This window comes from Methyloversatilis discipulorum (assembly GCF_018780585.1).
In the GTDB taxonomy this organism is placed as follows: domain Bacteria; phylum Pseudomonadota; class Gammaproteobacteria; order Burkholderiales; family Rhodocyclaceae; genus Methyloversatilis; species Methyloversatilis discipulorum_B.
Genome location: NZ_JADMJL010000076.1, coordinates 1 through 3,174 on the forward strand (window position 1 = coordinate 1; position 3,174 = coordinate 3,174).

4 protein-coding genes are annotated in these 3,174 nt (G+C 59.1%); all 4 read right to left on the reverse strand.

Translation table 11 applies throughout. The features are described 5' to 3' along the window. Positions 1–47 precede the first annotated feature (47 nt). The 4 genes from IV112_RS21235 to tnpA all read right to left on the reverse strand — a co-directional run bounded on the left by IV112_RS21235 (position 48) and on the right by tnpA (position 3,063). A complete protein-coding gene (locus tag IV112_RS21235) occupies positions 48–560 on the reverse strand; it encodes a hypothetical protein (protein WP_304007107.1) in 513 nt (170 codons plus the stop codon). Positions 561–590: 30 nt separating this feature from the next. After that, positions 591–2,183 carry an IS66 family transposase gene (tnpC, locus tag IV112_RS21240; RefSeq protein ID WP_368500701.1) on the reverse strand — a complete coding sequence of 531 codons (1,593 nt, stop codon included), beginning with the start codon at positions 2,181–2,183 and terminating at the stop codon, positions 591–593. 128 nt (positions 2,184–2,311) lie between these two features. Further along, the gene (gene tnpB, locus IV112_RS21245; RefSeq protein WP_304007109.1) at positions 2,312–2,659 is read right to left on the reverse strand and encodes an IS66 family insertion sequence element accessory protein TnpB; all 348 of its coding nucleotides are present in this window, start codon (positions 2,657–2,659) and stop codon (positions 2,312–2,314) included. Further along, on the reverse strand, positions 2,656–3,063 hold the full coding sequence (gene tnpA / locus IV112_RS21250; protein ID WP_304007111.1) for an IS66-like element accessory protein TnpA: 408 nt from the start codon (positions 3,061–3,063) through the stop codon (positions 2,656–2,658). Before tnpA ends, tnpB begins: the two co-directional genes overlap by 4 nt. Between the last annotated feature and the right edge of the window lie 111 nt (positions 3,064–3,174).

Sequence of the window (3,174 nt, forward strand, 5' to 3'; positions counted from 1 at the left end):
CGTAAGCGCCTGACCAATACCGTACTTGACGGCGTGCGATCTTTGCGTCAGATGTCCATGACGTGACTTAACATGGAAAACGGAACTCGCCAGCCGGGACCATTTTCACATTCGACCGAAGCTGTGCGTTGATTGATGCGCGCAATCGTTCCCACCTGCGGCTGCAAATATTTGTCGGTAAACGATACCTTGTCCCCACGACGGAAGTCATCGCGGCCTGGCTTTTGTGGGGGTGGTTGAATGTTGATGGTTGGTGATTGACTTTCAACCTGCTCGCCATCTACGCCCGGATCGATGGCTGCGTAGGAGAGCTTCCACTGGGAGCGAGTGCCGTCTTCGTGCACTGTGACCTGGGCATCTTTGATCGCCACGATCTTGCCAGAGCGCATTTGGCCGGTGCGCCAGTCCATGAATCGCACCGATTTGCCAAGATTGAGCTTGTTGCGTATCGCAATGATGCGCCGAGGGTCGGCCAGCAATCGGTCAATGATGCGGCTGAGCTCGAACAGTTCGAGGCTGCTGGCGTTTGACAGCGCCTCAATGAGCTTGGTGTCATTCATGGACACCATTTTGCCAAAGGTGGCGCTGCCTCACGCTGCCCGCGCCAACTCCGGTGCCGTTTTCCAATGCGTCTTTAGCTGGCCGGCCACCACCCACGGCAACAACTCTGCAACCTGGTTGATGGGGTGGTCAGCGATGCGCTCCAGTACATGGCGCAGATATGCCTGAGGGTCAATGCTGTTGAGCTTGCAGGTGCCGATCAGGCTGTAGATGACCGCCGCGCGCTCGCCCCCGGCATCCGAGCCAAAGTGCAGATAGTTCTTGCGCCCCAGCACAACCGAGCGCAGGGCCCGTTCGGCTGCGTTGTTGTCCATCTCGATGCGCCCGTCATTCACGTAGCGAGTCAGGGCGCGCCAGTTGCTCAGTGAGTAGCCAATGGCCTGCGCCATCGGTGACTTGGCCGAGAGTCGACCCAGGGTGTCATGGAGCCAGCGGAACATCTCTTCAATCAGTGCTTTGGCCTGGCGTTGTCGCTGTAGGCGGCGCTCAGCAGCGGATTGGCCCCGGATGTCTTTCTCGATGGCATACAGCGCGCCGATGCGTTCAAGCGCCTGGTGGGCCAGCGTGCCAGGGAGTTTGCTCTGCCTCTCATGGATTTCAAAGTATTTTCGGCGCGCGTGGGCCCAGCAAGCTGCCTCCACAATTTGTCCGTTGGTAAAAATCTGGTCATAGCCCGCGTATGCGTCGGCCTGCAAGACACCGGTAAATCCCTTGAGATGGCGCCGCGGATTCTCGCCCTTGCGGTCAGGGGAATACTGAAACCAGACGGCCGAGGGCGAGGTGTCTCCCGCCGGGCGATCGTCCCGTGCATAAACCCACAACCGGGCTGTCTTGGTTTTGCCCCGGCCCGGACTGAGCACGGGGACCGGCGTGTCGTCGGTGTGAATCTTGTACGCGCTCATCACATAGCGGCGCACCGCATCCGCCAGCGGTTGCAGCAGTCGCGCCGAGGCCGCCACCCAGTCCACCAAGGTGGAGCGATCAATCATCACCCCATCACGGGCGTAAATCTGGCTTTGCCGGTACAGCGGCAGGTGATCGCAGTATTTGCCCACCAGCACATGGGTCAGTAAGCCGGCACAAGCGAGGCAGCGATCGATGGGGCGGCTCGCAGCCGACGCTTGTGTGATCGTGTGGCAAGTGGCGCACGCCAACTTGGGGCGTACATGACGGATGACTTTGAAGCTGCCCGGCTCGTACTCCAGCACTTCAGAGACGTCCCGGCCAATTTCACGCAGACCTGCGCCGCAGGCACTGCACGTACAGTCCAGTGAATCGGTGTGGATGATCTCCTCACGTGGCAGGTGTTCTGGTAACTGGCGCAACGTGGGGCGCTTGGACTTGGCATTGCGCTTTTTGCGGGCGTCATCCAGAGCGGTGATGTTGGAGCCCAGGGATTCAACCACGGGCTGTAGCGGCGCCAGTGCAGCGCTGAGCAACTCCAGTTGCAAATCCGGGTTGTCCATCTTCTCGCTGGAGCGCCCATAACGCATGCGTTTGAGGTACGTCAGCTCCATTTTTAGCTTCTCAATGGTCAGGCGCAGGCTCTTGAGTTCGACGTCACGCTGCACAACACCTTGCGTCAAGGTCTCTATTTTTTGCAGCAAGATGTCAGTGCTCATGGGAGGTGACTTTGCCAGTAAAAATGCCTCTGTAACAGAGGAGTTTCACTGTCAACGGAACACCCAATTCATGCAGTGTTTTACCTCTGATTTGGCGCCGACTTTGCCCCAATAAATGCACACAAAATCTATGCAGCAAGCGTGGGCTGCCAGGTACGAACCGGCATTCGCCAGTCGATGCCTTCGAGCAGCATGGACAACTGCGCCGGGGTCAGTGAGACCGACCCGCTGTCGGCTTGCGGCCAGATGAAGCGCCCCTTCTCCAGACGCTTGGCAAACAGGCACATGCCCTGGCCATCCCACCACAGGAGCTTGATGATGTCACCGCGTCGGCCGCGAAAGACAAAGACGTGGCCCGAGAACGGGTCCTGCGTCAGCGCACTTTGCACCAGCGCGGCCAGGCCGTCAAAGCCACGGCGCATGTCGGTCAGTCCTGCTACCAACCAGACGCGGGTGCCCGCGGGCAAACCAATCATGTCGCCTCTCGCAAGGTTTGCAGCACGCAACGCACACTGTCCTGATCAACGCTGCCGCGCAGTCGCACACGGGCACCACCGACTTCAATCTCAATGATGCCCACAGTGGAGGTTCGCGTGGCGTTGACCAGCACCGCAGGTGGTGGGGTGCTCATCGTACCCACTGGTGGCAAGGGGGCCATCGTGACCGGCAGCAGTATCGCCTGAGCTGTCGGTTTGACCAATGCTGGACTGCCGAGGTATTCGCGCCGCCACTTGAACAGCAGGTTGGCATTGATACCGTGCTCCAGTGCGATCGCGGCAACCGAGGCACCGGCCTGTTGGGTCAGCTCAACGAGCTTTCGTTTGAAGGCCGGGTTATGTCGGCGTTTTGTGGATTTGGCGGCAATGTGTGGCGTGTCCATGGTGTGCACTTATCTGGGTTGAGTGCACACCATCAAAGGGTGGAGTGCAATTCGTCAGATATTGCCCAGACATTCAACCGTCCGCAAGAACGGTATTCGTCGGTCGCTTAC

Coding starts and splice junctions, on each gene's coding strand:
- tnpA (WP_304007111.1), bottom strand. CDS start 3,063: ATGGACACGCCACACATTGCCGCCAAATCCACAAAACGCCGACATAAC.
- tnpB (WP_304007109.1), bottom strand. CDS start 2,659: ATGATTGGTTTGCCCGCGGGCACCCGCGTCTGGTTGGTAGCAGGACTG.
- tnpC (WP_368500701.1), bottom strand. CDS start 2,183: ATGAGCACTGACATCTTGCTGCAAAAAATAGAGACCTTGACGCAAGGT.
- IV112_RS21235 (WP_304007107.1), bottom strand. CDS start 560: ATGAATGACACCAAGCTCATTGAGGCGCTGTCAAACGCCAGCAGCCTC.